Genomic DNA, 15,336 nt, shown 5'->3' with positions numbered 1-15,336 from the left:
CCTAGCCTGAGGCCTCTTGCCCGTTAAGCATGCGTGCTGACTTCGAGAGGCCCCTTGACATGGTGAGTGTTGACAAACTCGTCCCGGAGGCCACCAGGGATCCGAGCGGCTTGCGGCGGGACGTCGGCCTGATCGGGCTGATGTGGGCGTCGGTGGGCTCGATCATCGGCTCCGGGTGGTTGTACGGCGCCAAGAACGCCGTCATGGTGGCGGGCCCCGCGGCGATCATCTCCTGGGTGATCGGTGCGGTCGCGATCGTGCTGCTGGCACTCGTGCACGCCGAACTCGGCGGCATGTTCCCGGTGGCGGGCGGCACGGCACGCTATCCCCACTACGCCTTCGGCGGCCTGGCAGGCATGTCGTTCGGCTGGTTCGCCTGGCTGCAGGCGGCGACCGTGGCCCCGATCGAGGTCGAGGCAATGATCGGCTACGCCGGGCACTGGGAGTTCGCAAAGGGCTATCTGCACGCGAAGGACAGCACGCTGACGACCAGCGGCCTCATCGTCGCGATCGTCCTGATGGCTGTGTTCGTCGCGGTCAACTTCCTGGGGGTGAAGGTCCTCGCGCATACGAACAGCGCGGCCACCTGGTGGAAGATCGCCGTCCCGCTGGCCACGATCTTCATCGTCGCGGTGGGCAACTTCCATCCGGGCAACTTCACTTCGGAGAGTTTCGCCCCCTTCGGCGCCAAGGGCGTGTTGAGCGCGATCAGCACCAGCGGCATCATCTTCGCCCTCCTCGGCTTCGAGCAGGCGATCCAGCTCGCGGGCGAGAGCCGCAACCCCAGGCGCGACCTGCCCCGCGCGACCCTCGGCTCGGTCGCGATCGGCGCGACGATCTACGTCCTGCTCCAGGTCGTATTCATCGCCGCGCTGCCGCACAGCACGTTCTCGCACGGCTGGGCCAAGCTCCACTTCACCGGCTTCGACGGCCCCTGGGCGGGCCTGGCCACTCTGGTCGGCCTGGGCTGGCTGAGTGTCGTGCTCTATCTCGACGCCGTGATCTCCCCCGCGGGCACCGGCTTGATCTACACCACCGCCACCTCCCGCGTCTCCTACGGCCTCTCCCGCAACGGCTACGCGCCGAAGGCGTTCGAGAAGACGGACGCCCGGGGCGTGCCGTGGTTCGGCCTGATCCTCTCCTTCGCGACCGGTGTCATCTGCTTCCTGCCCTTCCCTAGCTGGCAGCAGCTGGTCGGCTTCATCACCTCGGCCAGCGTCCTGATGTACGCGGGCGCACCGCTGGCGTACGGCGTCTTCACCGAGAAGCTGCCGGACCACGACCGCCCCTACCGTCTCCCCGGCGGCAAGGTGATCTCCCCGCTCTCCTTCGTGGTCGCCAACCTCATCATCTACTGGGCGACTTGGGGCATCCTCTGGCGGCTCGGTGTGGCGATCATCCTCGGCTACGTCCTGCTCGGCGGCTACGCCCTGTACGCCAAGTACATGGAGTTGCCCAACGCGCCCCGGCTGGACTTCAAGGCCGCCCAGTGGCTTCCGGTCTACCTGATCGGCATGGGCGTGATCTCCTGGCAGGGCGGTTTCGGCGGCCAGGGCCACATCCCGCTGTGGTGGGACATCCTGCTCATCGCTGCGTTCTCCCTCGGCATCTACTACTGGGCCCGCGCCGTCGCCTCCCACCCGGAGGAGATCCAACGCAGCATTGACGAGGTCGTGGTCGTGGACGTACCCACGCACTGACCTCCCCTCGATGTAGAGCCTGGCCGTGTGGATTCCACGGCCAGGCCCCACATCAACGTTCCACAGGAAACGGCCCGCCAATTGACCTCATGGGCCGTCACGGAATATCAACACTAAAGATCAGTAAATTCTCCACCAAGACGCACATTATTGGCCTACATTGAACATCGAGCAAGGCCCAGAATGTCGGGTTGAATTACCCAGAAAAAAGAACGGGGAACAAGGCCACAGTGAAGATCAGAACCTCGCGGGCAGCCGCCTTGGCTCTACTGGCACCGCTCCTGTCCACCATCTTCGTGCTCACCGGTACCGGCACCGCGTTCGCGTCAGCCCATGAGTGCTCGACTCACCAGGTGACGACGGAGGAATCGAACATGGTATGCCTCGAAGTGAAGGGCACCGGGCAGACCGTGAAATCAATCTACGGGCGCTTCATGGGAATTTCCGGCAAGCCGAAACTGACGCTGTACATCAATGGCAAGCTGGCCTCCAGCAAGAAATCGCCGAAGTCCGAGGACGACTATGGCGTCTACTTCCCCTCGAAGTTCGACAAGAAGTACGCCAACGGGACCACCATCCGGCTGTGTCTGAGTGAGGTCACCGGCGACATCGCCGCCAAGAGCCTTTGCACCACCCCCATCAAAATCCACTCCTGATCCAACCGTCCTCACGACCGAACCGGCCGCCCTCCAGGCGGCCGGTTCTCGGTTGTCCGCACACCGTCATAATGGGCGGGTGACCTCCACCTCCCCCCACCCCACCTCCAACTCCCCGTCCCCACACCACTTTCCGGTCGTCGTCGTGGGCGCCGGTCCCGCCGGGCTCACCATCGGCAACATCCTGCGCGCGGCCGGGATCGACTGCCTGGTGCTGGAGACCGAGACCAGGGAGTTCATCGAGCAGCGGCCCCGGGCCGGCGTCATCGAGGAGTGGGCCGTACGCGGACTGGAGCAACGGGGGCTCGCCGACAACCTGTTGGCGCGGGCGCAGCGGCACACCCAGTGCGAGTTCCGCTTCGGCGGGCAGCGCCATCGGCTGTCGTACAGCGAGCTGACGGGCCATCACCACTACGTCTATCCGCAGCCGTTGCTAGTGACGGACCTGGTGCGGGAGTACGCGGACGTGCGGGGCGGCGAGATCCGCTTCGGGGTCCAGGACGTCCAGTTGCACGATCTCGACTCCGACCGCCCGGCGGTGTCGTACACCGACCCAGAGACCGGTCAACGGCAGCTCGTGCACGGCGACTTCGTGGCGGGCTGCGACGGTGCGCGCGGGGTGACCCGGGCCGCGCTGCCGCCGGAGCGGGCGCGGATCGCGCGGCACGACTACGGGGTCGGGTGGCTCGCGCTGCTCGCGGAGGCGCCGCCGTCCTCGGACTGTGTGGTGTTCGGTGTCCATCCGCGCGGGTTCGCCGGGCACATGGCGCGCAGCCCCGAAGTCACCCGCTACTACCTGGAGTGCCCGCCCGGCGACGACCCCGGCAACTGGCCCCATGAACGCGTCTGGTCCGAGCTCCAGCACCGCCTCGCCGCGACCGGCGCCCCGCCGCTGACCGAGGGTCGGCTCATCGAGAAGCGCGTGCTCGACATGCACAACTACGTTGTCGAACCGATGGTGTTCGGCCGTCTCTACCTCGCCGGCGACGCGGCCCACCTCACCGCGCCCATCGCCGCGAAGGGCATGAACCTCGCCCTGCACGACGCGTTCCTGCTCGGCGACGCGCTCGTCACGTATGTCACCAAGGGCGACTCCGCGGGCCTGGGCGGCTATTCGGAGGCCTGTCTGAGCCGCGTGTGGGACTACCAGGAATTCTCCCAGTGGCTCTCCGAGGTGTACCACGGCACCTCGTCAGGCGACCCGTACCACGCGGGCACCACCCTCGCCCGACTCCGCCGCGTCTTCGAATCCCCCGCCGCGGCCCTGGCGTTCGCGGAGAGCTACCTGGGCAAGGACCCCAACTCCTGAGCCAAGGACGCCAGTTGTACGACTGTCAGTCGTGCGGCGGGCGGTCGGTGAGGCGGTGGTCCGCCACGTTCAACGCCTCGTCGACGAGTCGCCGTAGATGACCGTCGCTCAACGCGTAGATCACCCGGCGGCCCTCCTTGCGTGTGGTCACCAGTCCCGCGAGGCGCAACCGTGCCAGGTGCTGGCTGACCGCCGGGCGGGCCGCGTCGCAGGCCTCCGTGAGGGTGGTGACGTCGGACTCTCCCGCCGTCAGCGCGTGCAGGAGGGTCAGGCGGGTGCGGTCGCCGAGGAGGGCGAGGAGTTCGGCGGCGAGCGCGAACTGTTCCTCGCCCGGGGTGCGCGGATGCGCATCATGCGCAGTTGATAGGTGCATGCGTGCGCTCATACGCACATAATGGCCCTGTGGGCGCCGAACGTCCACCCGCGCACCGGAAGGGGACCCACGTGAGCGACCAGCACCACCACGAACACGAGCACGCCCACCCGCACGACGACCACGGCCACGACCACCCGCACCCCCATGACCACTCCCCCACGGGCATCCGTCATCGCCTCGGCCACCTCCTCACCCCGCACTCCCACGAGACCGCCGACAAACTCGACTCCGCCCTGGAGTCCTCGGCCCGCGGGATGCGCGCGCTCTGGGTCTCGCTCGCGGTGCTCGGGGTGACGGCGCTGGTGCAGGCGGTCGTGGTGGTCGTGTCCGGGTCGGTCGCGCTGCTCGGCGACACGGTGCACAACGCGGCGGACGCGCTGACCGCCGTACCGCTCGGCATCGCGTTCGTACTCGGCCGCCGGGCCGCCACGCGCCGCTTCACGTACGGCTACGGGCGCGCCGAGGACCTCGCGGGGATCGCCATCGTGCTGACGATCGCCGCGTCCGCCGCCTTCGCGGCCTGGGCGGCGGTGGACCGGCTGTTCGATCCGCGTCCCATGTCACACGTCCCGGTGGTCGCCGTCGCGGCGCTCGTCGGGTTCGTGGGCAACGAGTGGGTGGCCAGGTACCGGATCCGTGTCGGCCGGGAGATCGGGTCGGCCGCGCTGGTCGCCGACGGACTGCACGCCCGTACGGACGGGTTCACCTCGCTGGCCGTGCTGGTCGGGGCCGGCGGTTCGGCGCTGGGGTGGCAACTCGCCGACCCGATCGTGGGGTTGGCGATCACGGCCGCCATCGCGCTGGTGCTGCGGGACGCGGCGCGCGAGGTGTTCCGGCGCGTGATGGACGCCGTCGATCCGGACCTGGTGGACCGGGCCGAGCACGCCGTGCGGGAGGTCGAAGGGGTGCGCGGGGTGGGCGAGTTGAGGCTGCGCTGGATCGGGCACCGGCTGCGCGCGGAGGTGGCGGTGGTGGTGGACGGGGAGGCGACGGTACGGCAGGCCCACGCCGTCGCCGTGGCGGCGGAGCACGCGCTGCTGCACGCGGTGCCGCGGCTCACGGCCGCCCTCGTGCACGCCGACCCGGCGCCGGTGCCGGGCGAGGCTGACCCGCACGGGGAGTTGGCCCACCACCACGCCATGGCGTGAGGCCGGTTTTCCACGGTTCGGGGGCTCAGGCGACGCCCAGGCCCTCCAGCACCACCGCGCCCGGGAGTTCCGCGAACGCCTTGCCGGGGACGAGGAGTTTGCCGCGGCGGCGTCCGCTGCCGACCAGGACGTACGGCAGGTCGACGACGGCCGAGTCCACCAACACCGGCCAGTCGGCGGGGAGTCCGACGGGGGTGATGCCGCCGTACTCCATGCCGCTCTCGCCGGTCGCGGTGTCCATCGACGCGAACGAGGCCTTGCGGGCGCCGAGTTGGCGGCGTACGACGCCGTTCACGTCGACGCGGGTGGTGGACAGGACGACGCACGCGGCCAGCATGGTCTCTCCGCCGCGCTTCCCGGCCACGAGGACACAGTTCGCGGACAGCTCCAGCAGCTCACGGCCGTAGTGCTCGACGAAGGTGGCGGTGTCGGCCCACTCGGGGTCGGTGTCGACGTAGACGAACTGGTCGGCGGGGACGCTGCCTTGCCAGGCGCGCACGGCGTCGGCGACCGGGCGGGTCAGTTCGTCGAGGCAGTCGGGGGCCGGGGTGGCGTGGTCGAAGTGTCCGATGGGTGCGCGCATGACGGCACGCTAACAGGCGTGCGACGGCGGCTCACGGGGTGTCCCGAACGGTCGTCCGGGGGCTGCTCACGAGGTCTCCCGGTGCACGGGCGGGACCGACACCGCCATCACCATCTCCATCGGCACGTCGCCCTGATTGCCGTACGTGTGCGGGGTGTTGGCCTCGAAGGTGGCACTCGCGCCGGCCGGGACGAGGTGGTCCTCGCCGTCCACGGTGAGGGTCAGGTCGCCCGTCGTGACATGGACCAACTCGACCGTGCCGGTGGGGTGCGGCTCGGAGGGACTGGCCTCGCCCGGCATCAGGCGCCAGTCCCACATCTCCAGCGGGCCGGGGGCCTCGGTGCCGGCGAGGAGGCGGTTGTAACTGCCGGCGTCGGTGTGCCAGAGCCGTACGGCGCGGTCGGCGGGGACGATGCGGACCTTCGGGCCCTGTTCGTAGTCGAGCAGGGTGGTGATGCTGACGCCGAGGGCGTCGCCGATCTTGACGACCGTGCCGATGCTGGGGTTGGTGCGGGCCTGCTCGATCTGGATGAGCATGCCCCGGCTGACGGCGGCCCGGGCGGCGAGCACGTCCAGGGTGAAGCCGCGCACCGAGCGCCAGTGCTTGACGTTGCGAGCCAGGGACTGGTTCAGCAGGTCGAGGTCCGACACGTTCCGCCCATACCTTGAGTTCAATATTATGGATGACAGGGTGCAATGGATCGAACTACGGTGTGCTGCACCCGATCGTTCACCGAACTGTACTGCGAGGCACCCCGTGACAGCATTCTTCGCCCTGGCCACCAGCCTCCTGTGGGGGTTGGCCGACTTCGGCGGAGGTCTGCTGACCCGACGGACCCCGGCACTGACGGTGGTCGTGGTCTCGCAGGCGATCGCGGCGGCCGTGCTCGGCGCGGTCGTGGTGGGCACCGGGGGCTGGAGCGAGGCCGGGCCGCGGCTGTGGTTCGCGTTCGCGGCGGGGCTGGTGGGGCCGGTCGCCCTGTTCAGTTTCTACAAGGCGCTCGCGCTGGGCCCGATGGGTGTCGTCTCACCGCTCGCGACGCTGAGCGTGGCGGTGCCGGTCGGGGTGGGGCTCTTTCTGGGTGAGCGCCCCGGTCTGATGCAGGTAGCAGGGATCGCGGTCGCCGTCACCGGGGTCGTCCTCGCGGGCGGCCCCCAGCTGCAGGGCGCGCCCGTCCAACGCCAGGCGATCCTCCTGACCCTGATCGCCGCGCTCGGCTTCGGCACAGTGTTCGCGCTGATCGCGGAGGCGTCGACGACCGTGACCGGGCTCTTCCTCGCGCTGTTCGTGCAGCGCGTGACGAATGTGGCCACGGGTGGGGCCGCGCTCTACGTCTCCGTACGGCGGGGCGGGGTCTCGCTTCCGGAGGGCGGGTTCCCCTGGGGTTCCCTGCCGGCGCTGGCCTTCGTGGGGCTGGCCGATGTGGCGGCCAACGGGACGTATTCGATCGCGGCACAGCATGGGCCGGTGACGGTGGCGGCGGTGCTGGCGTCGCTGTATCCGGTGGTTACCGCGCTGGCCGCGCGCGGATTTTTGAGCGAGCGGTTGCGGGTGGTTCAGGCGGCGGGGGCGGGGTTGGCGTTGGTGGGGACGTTGTTGTTGGCGACGGGGTGAGGGGGAGGGGTGGGGGTTTGGGGTTTGTGCGGGGTGGCGGCGGGGGCCGGGGGTCGGGTGCCGAGAGGGGCGCCGGGTGCGGGGACCGGGGTGCGGGGAGGAGCGTCGAGTGGCGGGGCGGGGTGTCGGGTGCCGGGGGACCTCGACATCCGTGCCCGATGAGGTGACGGGGTGATGGGTCGGGAGGACAGGGGCGGGGTCGTGTGCGGGGCTGTGGATGGCGGCGGGTGCCGGGGGGCGCCTCGACATGCGTGCCCGGTCAGGCAACGTGGCGGGAGGACGGGGGCCGGGTTGTGTGCGGGGCGGCGAGTGCCGGGGGCGTCAAGTTTCGGGGGCGTCAAGTTTCGGGTCGGGTGGCGTTGGGTGCCGGGGAACGTCTCGGCATGCGTAGCGGGTCAGGCGTCGGCGTAAGTACCGGATCGGGCTTCGGCATGTGTGCCGGGTCAGGCCTCCGCGTAAGTACCGGATCGAGTTTCGGCATGTGTGCCGGGTCAGGCCTCCGCGTAAGTACCGGATCGGGCTTCGGCATGTGTGCCGGGTCAGGCCTCGGCGTAAGTACCGGATCGGGCTTCGGCATACGTGCCGGGGCAGTTCCGCACCCGTGCCGGATCAGGCCTCCGCGTCCAGTTCCGCGAGGTGGGCGATCACGTTCTCGTCCAGTTCGGCCAGCCGTGCCGCGCTCGCCTCGTCCAGGCCTGCGAGAGCCCGGAGTTGATCCGGGGTCACATCCGCGGGGATCGGCACCGGTGCGGGGGTGCGGAGCGGTGGTTGCCAGCCCTCCGTGGGCGTCCAGCGGCGTACGACTCGTGCGGGCGCCCCCGCCACCACGGCGTGGTCGGGCACCGTGCCGCGGACCACCGCACCGGCCGCCACCACCACGTTCCGGCCGATCCGCGCACCCGGCAGGATGACCGCGCCGGTGCCGATCCAGCAACCGGTGCCGATCTCGACGGGCTCCATGCGCGGCCACTGCTTGCCGATGGGCTCGTGCGGGTCGTCGTAGGAATGGTTCGTGGACGTGACGTAGACGTACGGCCCGAAGTAGCAGTCGCTGCCGATGGTGACCGTCGTGTCGGCGATGACGTGACTGCCGCGGCCGAGGACGACGCCGTCGCCCAGGCGCAGGATCGGGTCGGGGCCGAGGTCGAGGTCCGGCATCAGTCCCGCCGTGAGCGTGACCTGTTCGCCGACGATGCAGTGGGAACCGAGGTGGATCCAGGGTTCGCCGAAGACCGTGCCCAGGGGGAAGGCGAGCCGGGTGGCTTCGCCGATCCCGCCGAACCGGAAGCGGCCGGGGTTCTCGGCCGTCACCGAGCCCGTGCGCTGCACCCAGGCCCAGCCCGCGTGGACGGCGCGCTGCGCGAGGTGGCTCCGCCATTTTGAGAACGTGTTCTTGCGGTTGGGCACCCGGCCACGGTACTCAGCGGGAGCCGGGGCCATGAGGTCTGGCCGCTGTGATCTTCGCCCTACCGATGTCGTACCGTGCGGGTGTCTTCGACGGTTGGGAGGGTCTTATGACGCACAGGGCGTTGATCGTGGGTATTGGTGGCCGGGAGCCGAAGGTCGATGAGTCGGCCTTTGTGGCTCCTACGGCGTCCGTGATCGGGGATGTGACGCTGTCTGCGGGAGCGAGTGTCTGGTACGGGGCGGTGGTGCGGGGCGATGTTGAGCGGATCTCGGTGGGGGCTCACAGCAACATCCAGGACAACTGCACGCTGCATGCCGATCCGGGGTTTCCGGTGAGTGTGGGTGAGCGGGTTTCCGTGGGGCACAACGCGGTGGTGCACGGGGCGACCGTTGAGGACGACTGCCTGATCGGGATGGGGGCTACGGTGCTCAACGGGGCGGTGATCGGGGCGGGTTCGCTTGTTGCGGCTCAGGCGTTGGTGCCGCAGGGGATGGTTGTGCCGCCGGGGTCACTGGTCGCCGGGGTGCCCGCCAAAGTCCGACGGGAGCTCAGCCCCGAAGAGCGGGAGGGGTTGACCCTCAACGGGACCATGTATGCGGAGTTGGCCAAGGCGCATCGCGGGGCGCATGAGTAGGTTGTCTGGCGGGTGCGGGTTCGTTGTGGCTGGTCGCGCCGTTCCCCGCGCCCCTTTGGGGCGCCTTACTCGCCGGCGTTTACTGGCTCGGGTTCGTTTCTCTTGGCCGTCATCTTTTGCGCCTTGCGGCGGACGATCAGCATTGAAGCCAGGCCCACCAGTACCGCTGCCGCCAGGCCGAAGTACGAGAAGCGCTTGAGCCAGTCCTCGGCGACGATTCCTACGTAGTAGACGACCGCTGTGGTGCCGCCGGCCCAGATGATTCCGCCGAGGACGTTGGCGATCAGGAACTTCCAGTAGGGCATGCGGAGTACGCCTGCGAGGGGGCCGGCGAAGATGCGGAGAAGGGCGATGAAGCGGCCGAAGAAGACGGCCCACATGCCCCACTTCTCGAAGGAGCGCTCGGCGGTGGCCACATGGCCTTCGCTGAAGTGCCGGGGGAACTTGTTCGCGAGCCAGGCGAGCAGAGGGCGTCCGCCCTTGCGGCCGATCGCGTAGCCGATGGAGTCGCCGATCACGGCACCCAGGCTCGCGCAGGCGCCCAGGACGATCGGGTTGATGCCCGAGTGCTGGGAGGAGAGCAGTGCCGCCGAGACCAGGACGATCTCGCCCGGCAGCGGGATGCCCAGGCTCTCCACCCCGATGACGAGTGCCACCACGGCGTAGACGGCCACCGCCGGAACCGAGTCGAGCCATTCCTGGACGTGCAACGCCGGTCCTCCTGTAATGCGCGGACTGCCTGTCTTGCCGGCATGCGCCTCGCGGAAAAATGGGCGCACCCAGGAAGCCTACCGCTCGGCATCCGACGGCAACGCCCCTCGTGCGACCGCTCGGAGGACGACTCGGACAACGGCTCGGAGGTCCCTCTGCCGACCGCATCGGAATCGCTCCGTTACGTGCCAGGAGGGCCGAAAGGGCGTCGACTGCCCGAGATTCACTTAGAGTAGCCTTGCCTAAGTTGGCCGGTTTCCGGAGGGTGGCTGGTGGGAGCAGGGGAACTGTCGGGGCGGGACGTCCTGACGCGCTCGGTCAAGGGACAGACACGGCGCGTCGCGCTCGGCTCGGCGCTCGGAAGCGTGCACCAACTGGGGGAAGCCCTGGTGCCGGTGCTCATCGGTGTCGTCATCGACCAGGCCGTCGCCGGCCAGAACGCCGGACGTCTGGCGCTCTGGCTCGGCGTACTGGCCGTCATGTACGTGACGCTGTCGTGGAGTTTCCGGCTGGGCGCCAAGGCCGGTGAGCGCAGTGCCGAAGAGGCCGCGCACACACTGCGGTTGGCGATCGTGGGACGGGTGCTCGACGCCCGTGGCGGAGCCGAGGAAGGAAGACTCCCCGGGGAACTCGCCAACGTCGCCACGGAGGACGCCAAGCGGGTCGGCGCGGTCAACATGGCGCTGATGGCCGGGATCTGGGCCTTCTCGGGTGTCGCGGTGAGCGCGGTCGCGCTGCTGCTGACGTCCGTGACGCTCGGGCTGATCGTGCTGCTGGGTACGCCCGTTCTGCTGTGGCTGGGGCATCTGCTGAGCAAGCCGTTGGAGCGGCGCAGCGAGGCCGAGCAGGACAAGGCCGCTCATGCGTCGGGTGTGGCCGCCGACCTGGTGGCCGGGCTGCGGGTACTGAAGGGGCTCGGTGCGCAGGACGCCGCCGTGGAGCGGTATCGCCGGACGAGTCGTATCTCCCTTGCCGCCACGCTGCGTTCGGCGCGTGCCGAGTCCTGGCAGACCGGGCTCGTGCTCGCGCTCACCGGTGGGTTCATCGCGCTGATCGCTCTCGTGGGCGGTCGGCTGGCGCTCAACGGATCGATGACTCTGGGGCAGTTGGTGTCGGCGGTGGGGCTCGCGCTGTTCCTGCTGGGGCCGTTGGAGACGTTCGCCTGGGTCAACGCCGAGCTGGCGCAGGGCCGTGCCTCCGCCGCGCGCGTCGCCGAGGTACTGGCCACCGGGCCCGCCGTGGTGGACGGCGACGACCCGGTGGCCGAGCCCGTTCGCGGGGAACTGCGGCTACGTGGCGTACGGCTCGGCGGGCTCGACGGTGTCGATCTCGACCTGCCCGCCGGGCAGTTGACCGGCATCGCGGTGACGGACCCGGCCGGCGCGGAAGCGCTGTTGCGATGCCTCGGGCGTGAGACCGACCCGGAGTCGGGGTCTGTCGAGCTGGACGGCGTGCCCCTGACGCGGCTTGATCCGGCGGGACTTCGGGCGGCCGTGCTGGTCGCCGCCCATGACGCGGCACTGTTCGATGGCTCGTTGGCGGCGAACGTGACACCGGAGGACGACCCTCAGGATGGAGGGGCCGATCTCCTCACCGAGCGTGCCATGGCCGCCGCCCACGCCGACGAGGTCGCCGACTCCCTGCCGCACGGCACCGCGACCGGTGTCGGTGAGGGCGGGCGCTCCCTGTCGGGCGGGCAGCGCCAACGCGTCCTGCTGGCAAGGGCGTTGCGTGCCGGGCCACCCGTCCTGGTCGTGCACGATCCGACCACTGCCGTCGACACGGTGACCGAGGCCCGTATCGCCGACGGCCTGCGCGAGTTCCGGCAGGGCCGCACCACGATCGTGGTGACCAACAGCCCCGCCCTGCTCGCCGTCACCGATCACGTGATCCTCCTCGACGCCGGCCGCGTCGGCGCCGAGGGCACCCACGCGGACCTCGTACGAACCGACGCGACCTACCGGACGGCGGTGCTGGCATGACGACGGACGACATACAGACGGACTCCGACCGCACCCTCCTCCCCACCGCCACCCCCGCCCGCACCCGCGCCGCGGTGCGCGAACTCCTGCGCCCGCAGCGGGGGTTGGCCGCCGCCGGGTTCGGACTGCTGGTGCTCGCCACGGCCGTCGGACTGCTCACCCAGCCGCTGCTGGGTCACATCGTCGACGTCGTCACCGAGCACCGCTCCCCCGACGCGCTCACCTTCCCGGTGGTCGCGCTGGCCGGGGTCGCCCTGGTCCAGGGCGTGACCACCGCGCTCGGCATGTCCCTCGTGTCGCGGCTCGGCGAGACCGCCCTCGCGCGGCTCCGCGAACTGTTCGTCGAGCGGGCCCTGTCACTCCCGCTGGACCGGGTGGAGAAGGCCGGGTCCGGTGACCTCAACTCCCGTGTCACGCGCGACGTTTCGCGGGTCGCCGACGCCGTGCGCGGAGCGCTGCCCGAACTGGCCCGGTCCGCGCTGTCGATCGTGCTGACGCTGGGCGCGCTCGCCCTGCTGGACTGGCGGTTCCTGATCGCGGCGCTGATCGCCGTGCCGGTGCAGGCGCACACCGCCCGTTGGTATGTGCGCAACGCCGTTCCCCTGTACGCCAAGGAGCGCATCGCCACCGGGACACAGCAGCAGCAGTTGCTGGACACCATCGGCGGGGCACGGACCGTACGGGCGTACCGGCTACAGAAGGGCCACACCCGGCAGGTCACCGAACGCTCACGCTCGGCCGTCGAACTGACCATGAGCGGCGTGCAGTTGATGCTCCGCTTCTACAGCCGACTGCACATCGCCGAGTATCTGGGGCTGTCCGCGGTCCTGGTCACCGGGTTCCTGCTGGTGCGCGACGGTTCCGCGTCGGTCGGTACGGCCACCGCGGCAGCGCTGTACTTCGCCAGTCTCTTCGGGCCGGTCAACACCGCGCTGGTGCTGCTGGACGACGCCCAGTCCGCAACGGCCGGACTGGCACGGCTCGTTGGGGTCGTGGACGAGCCAGCGCCCAAGGTCGCCGACCGCGCGGACGACCGTACGACCGTCGCCGGGCCCCCGTCCGTGACGCTGACCGGTGTCTCCCACGCGTACGTGCCCGGCCGCCCGGTGCTGCACGACGTCGACCTGGAGATACGGGCCAAGGAGCGGGTCGCGCTGGTCGGTACGACCGGTGCGGGCAAGACGACCCTGGCCAAGCTCGTCGCGGGGCTGCACCGCCCGCAGTCGGGTCGGATCGACGTCGGGGGCGCCGAGCCGGACGAGGCCGGTCACCTGGTCGGCCTCGTCACGCAGGAGGTGCACGTCTTCGCCGGGCCACTCGCCGAGGATCTGCGGCTGGCCCGCCCGGACGCGCACACCGAGGAACTCCGGGAGGCGCTCGACACGGTGGGCGCGCTCGGCTGGGTCGAGGCGTTGCCGGAGGGCCTGGACACGGTCGTCGGTGACGGTGGTCATCGGCTGACCGCCGACCGTGCGCAACAACTCGCCCTCGCCCGGCTGCTGTTGGCGGACCCACCGGTCGTCGTACTCGACGAGGCCACGGCGGAGGCGGGCAGTTCGGGTGCGCGGCAGCTCGACGAGGCCGCCGAACAGGCGCTGCGCGGCCGTACCGCGCTGGTCGTGGCGCACCGACTGAGTCAGGCCGCCTCCGCGGACCGGGTGATCGTGCTGAGCGACGGCCGGGTCGTGGAGAACGGCACGCACGACGAACTCCTCACCGCCCAGGGCCAGTACTCCGCCCTGTGGCACGCCTGGTCCGACAGTCGCTCCGCCGAGACCGCCTCCGACACCCACTAGCCCCCCGCGCTCAAGACCTGTCACCCCCCGCCGAACCCACCGCGACGACCAGAAGGATCATCCGATGCCCCGCGCCACCAGAGCTTCCCGGCTGTCCGGCCTGCTCGCCTCCGTACTCCTGCTGGCCGTCACGGCGGTCGGCTGCGGTTCCTCCAACTCCGACTCCACGTCGTCCAGTTCGAACACGTCGGGCTCGGAGGCGAAGGCATCCGCGGACGCGTTCCCCGTGACGATCGCCCACAAGTTCGGCAGTACGACCATCAAGTCCGAGCCCAAGCGCATCGTCACCGTCGGTCTCACCGACCAGGACGCCGTCCTCGCCCTCGGCAAGGTGCCGGTCGGCACGACCGAGTGGCTCGGCGGATACAAGGGCGCCATCGGCCCTTGGGCGAAGGGCAAGTTGGGCAGCGCGGCGGCGCCGACCGTCCTCAAGGACACCGGCACCGGCCCGCAGGTGGAGAAGATCGCCGCGCTGAAGCCCGATCTGATCCTCGCCGTGTACTCGGGCCTGACGAAGGCGCAGTACCAGAGCCTGTCGCAATTCGCGCCGGTCGTCGCCCAGCCCAAGCAGTACAACGACTACGGCGTGCCGTGGCAGCAGCAGACCGAGGAGATCGGCAAGGCGCTCGGCAAGGCCGACGAGGCGAAGACCCTGGTGTCGGGCGTCGAGGCCAAGTTCGCCGCCGCCAAGAAGGCCAATCCCGCCTTCGCCGGCGCGACTGCCGTCATGGCCACCCCGTACGAGGGCGTCTTCGTCTACGGCAGCCAGGACCCGCGCTCCCGCCTCCTCTCCGACCTCGGCTTCTCGCTCCCGAAGGGCCTCGACAAGGTCATCGGCGACACGTTCGGCGCCAACATCAGCAAGGAGCGCTACGACCTCCTCGACCAGAAGGTCGCCGTGTGGATCGTGCCGGACACCACCACGGCCGTCACCAAGCTGCACAGCGACAAGATCTACGGCGACCTGAACGTGGTGAAGCAGGGCCGCGAGGTCTTCATCAAGGAGACCAGCGACTACGGCAACGCGGTATCCCTGTCTACTGTGTTGAGCATCCCCTACGTCCTGGACCGCATGGTGCCGCAGCTCGCGGCGGCGGTGGACGGCAAGACGTCGACGAAGGTGGAGCAGCCGGCGTCCTGACCCACGGAACGCGAAAGGGGGGCGGGTCCGAGGCAGTTCGGACCCGCCCCCCTTCCGTGTGCTCAGACCCCGTCGACCTCGACCAGGCTCTTTGGCCTCATGTCCGTCCAGTTGGCCTCGATGTGGTCGAGGCACTCCTGCCGCGCGGCCGGTCCGAACGCGACCGTCCAGCCCGCCGGTACGTCCACGAAGTCGGGCCAAAGGCTGTGCTGGCCCTCGTCGTTGACGAGGACGGAGTAGACGCCTTCGGGGTTCTCGAACGGGTTGCTCATGTCAG

15 protein-coding genes are annotated in these 15,336 nt (G+C 69.9%); 9 read left to right on the top strand and 6 right to left on the bottom strand.

The window, feature by feature from the left end; genetic code table 11:
* Positions 1 to 59 precede the first annotated feature (59 nt).
* From OG194_RS40185 to OG194_RS40175, 3 genes are all read left to right on the top strand, one after another.
* Complete coding sequence (locus OG194_RS40185) at positions 60 to 1,700, top strand: APC family permease (RefSeq protein WP_327405638.1); 1,641 nt, start codon at positions 60 to 62, stop codon at positions 1,698 to 1,700.
* 230 nt (positions 1,701 to 1,930) lie between these two features.
* Positions 1,931 to 2,356 (top strand): hypothetical protein, encoded by a 426-nt coding sequence (locus OG194_RS40180; RefSeq protein WP_327405637.1) that lies wholly within the window; start codon positions 1,931 to 1,933, stop codon positions 2,354 to 2,356.
* Between the two features lie 79 nt (positions 2,357 to 2,435).
* Positions 2,436 to 3,665 carry a 4-hydroxybenzoate 3-monooxygenase gene (locus OG194_RS40175; protein WP_327405636.1) on the top strand — a complete coding sequence of 410 codons (1,230 nt, stop codon included), beginning with the start codon at positions 2,436 to 2,438 and terminating at the stop codon, positions 3,663 to 3,665.
* A gap of 25 nt (positions 3,666 to 3,690) precedes the next feature.
* Here the strand turns inward: OG194_RS40175 and OG194_RS40170 are convergent, their stop codons facing one another.
* A complete protein-coding gene (locus OG194_RS40170; RefSeq protein ID WP_327405635.1) occupies positions 3,691 to 4,050 on the bottom strand; it encodes an ArsR/SmtB family transcription factor in 360 nt (119 codons plus the stop codon).
* Between the two features lie 59 nt (positions 4,051 to 4,109).
* On the opposite strand from OG194_RS40170, the gene OG194_RS40165 reads away from it, so the two are divergent.
* Complete coding sequence (locus OG194_RS40165; RefSeq protein ID WP_327405634.1) at positions 4,110 to 5,189, top strand: cation diffusion facilitator family transporter; 1,080 nt, start codon at positions 4,110 to 4,112, stop codon at positions 5,187 to 5,189.
* A 25-nt stretch (positions 5,190 to 5,214) separates the two neighbouring features.
* On the opposite strand, the gene OG194_RS40160 is transcribed toward OG194_RS40165, so the two are convergent.
* The gene (locus OG194_RS40160) at positions 5,215 to 5,772 is read right to left on the bottom strand and encodes a YbaK/EbsC family protein (protein ID WP_327405633.1); all 558 of its coding nucleotides are present in this window, start codon (positions 5,770 to 5,772) and stop codon (positions 5,215 to 5,217) included.
* A gap of 66 nt (positions 5,773 to 5,838) precedes the next feature.
* Entirely contained in the window at positions 5,839 to 6,423 is a 585-nt protein-coding gene (locus tag OG194_RS40155) for a helix-turn-helix domain-containing protein (RefSeq protein WP_327405632.1), read from the bottom strand.
* A 106-nt stretch (positions 6,424 to 6,529) separates the two neighbouring features.
* Here OG194_RS40155 and OG194_RS40150 point away from each other — a divergent pair, with 106 nt between their 5' ends.
* Positions 6,530 to 7,387 (top strand): DMT family transporter, encoded by an 858-nt coding sequence (locus tag OG194_RS40150; RefSeq protein WP_327405631.1) that lies wholly within the window; start codon positions 6,530 to 6,532, stop codon positions 7,385 to 7,387.
* Positions 7,388 to 7,996: 609 nt separating this feature from the next.
* Here the strand turns inward: OG194_RS40150 and OG194_RS40145 are convergent.
* A complete protein-coding gene (locus tag OG194_RS40145; protein WP_327405630.1) occupies positions 7,997 to 8,827 on the bottom strand; it encodes an acyltransferase in 831 nt (276 codons plus the stop codon).
* A 74-nt stretch (positions 8,828 to 8,901) separates the two neighbouring features.
* Between OG194_RS40145 and OG194_RS40140 the strand changes: the two genes are divergently transcribed.
* Complete coding sequence (locus tag OG194_RS40140; RefSeq protein WP_327405629.1) at positions 8,902 to 9,429, top strand: gamma carbonic anhydrase family protein; 528 nt, start codon at positions 8,902 to 8,904, stop codon at positions 9,427 to 9,429.
* 65 nt (positions 9,430 to 9,494) lie between these two features.
* On the opposite strand, the gene OG194_RS40135 is transcribed toward OG194_RS40140, so the two are convergent.
* Positions 9,495 to 10,139 carry a DedA family protein gene (locus OG194_RS40135; protein WP_327405628.1) on the bottom strand — a complete coding sequence of 215 codons (645 nt, stop codon included), beginning with the start codon at positions 10,137 to 10,139 and terminating at the stop codon, positions 9,495 to 9,497.
* Positions 10,140 to 10,412: 273 nt separating this feature from the next.
* On the opposite strand from OG194_RS40135, the gene OG194_RS40130 reads away from it, so the two are divergent.
* From OG194_RS40130 to OG194_RS40120, 3 genes are all read left to right on the top strand, one after another.
* Positions 10,413 to 12,122, top strand: coding sequence for an ABC transporter ATP-binding protein (locus tag OG194_RS40130; RefSeq protein ID WP_327405627.1), 1,710 nt, complete (start codon positions 10,413 to 10,415; stop codon positions 12,120 to 12,122).
* On the top strand, positions 12,119 to 13,918 hold the full coding sequence (locus tag OG194_RS40125; protein WP_327405626.1) for an ABC transporter ATP-binding protein: 1,800 nt from the start codon (positions 12,119 to 12,121) through the stop codon (positions 13,916 to 13,918). Before OG194_RS40130 ends, OG194_RS40125 begins: the two co-directional genes overlap by 4 nt.
* A gap of 64 nt (positions 13,919 to 13,982) precedes the next feature.
* Positions 13,983 to 15,059, top strand: coding sequence for an iron-siderophore ABC transporter substrate-binding protein (locus tag OG194_RS40120; RefSeq protein WP_327405625.1), 1,077 nt, complete (start codon positions 13,983 to 13,985; stop codon positions 15,057 to 15,059).
* Positions 15,060 to 15,121: 62 nt separating this feature from the next.
* On the opposite strand, the gene OG194_RS40115 is transcribed toward OG194_RS40120, so the two are convergent.
* Entirely contained in the window at positions 15,122 to 15,331 is a 210-nt protein-coding gene (locus OG194_RS40115) for an MbtH family protein (protein WP_327405624.1), read from the bottom strand.
* Between the last annotated feature and the right edge of the window lie 5 nt (positions 15,332 to 15,336).

The organism is Streptomyces sp. NBC_01288 (genome assembly GCF_035982055.1).
Lineage (GTDB): Bacteria > Actinomycetota > Actinomycetes > Streptomycetales > Streptomycetaceae > Streptomyces.
This window is presented reverse-complemented; position numbering and strand designations above follow the sequence as displayed.